Origin of the sequence: Psychroflexus sp. MES1-P1E (assembly GCF_002836055.1) — a bacterium.
In the GTDB taxonomy this organism is placed as follows: domain Bacteria; phylum Bacteroidota; class Bacteroidia; order Flavobacteriales; family Flavobacteriaceae; genus Psychroflexus.
Window position 1 is genome coordinate 1 of sequence record NZ_PJBS01000009.1, and the last position, 882, is coordinate 882.

Below are 882 nucleotides of genomic sequence, written 5' to 3' on the forward strand. Positions count from 1 at the left end.
CGATTATAGCGCTTATGATGCTTCCAATGAATCTAAATAGCTTGCTTATTAAGTTGTCGAGCTTACTTAGTAGTTCTGTAAATTTCACAACTCCTAAAATATTAAGTATTCTTCTCAGGTTGTAGGCAATGAGCATAAAACCAGTATCAGCAGAAGCCCTGTTGATTCCTTTCTTAGTGATAATATGGTCAAATCCCCAATTTCTTTTTAGGGTACCATACGGGTGCTCCACTATTGCCTGGCGTTTTTTATATAGATCTCCCGATGCGGATATTCTTGCTGAGTTTGCTTCTATCGCTCCCTGATGTTCACTTCGCTGTAGTGTACGTCCGTTGGCCTTGGAACTGGTACACAGATGCCTTACGGGGCAGGACTTACAGGCGCTTGTTTTGTATTGTTTGAACCGGTAGTTTCTTGTAGTGTACCAACTGCCGTTACTTTTAAGAATGTGTTTCTGCGGGCAGGTATAGGAATCATCGCTCTTACAAAAGCTGAAAGCTGATAATTCATAGTCGGTATGAGGTGCCCGTGAGGATGTGGACGGAATGGCAACAAGTGTTTCAATACCCAACTCATCAGCTGTTGAAAACTCGCTACCGGTGTGGTATCCTTTGTCGTAGAGTGCTGTAAAGTCATTGGTTCTTAATATAGTCTTTGCTCTACGTAGCATTCCACCCATCGCTTTTTTGTCGTTTTGGTTGGTTACTAAATAGTCTATAATGATTTTATTGTGGTCATCTACAGTAGTTTGTAGGGTGTAACATACTTCGGTAATGTTGCCTCTGGTTATCTGGTGTCGGCTCTCTGGGTCTGAGGTTGACACTTGTGTATCCCCGGTCTCTTTGAGCTGTTTTTCTATGTTTTGATATTTTTGCTTGTGGT

The 882-nt window shown here is 41.8% G+C and carries 1 protein-coding gene; it reads right to left on the bottom strand.

The annotated features are described in order from the left end of the window. On the bottom strand, positions 1-882 hold an 882-nt coding region (locus tag CXF67_RS00070; protein ID WP_145990314.1), incomplete at both ends, for a transposase.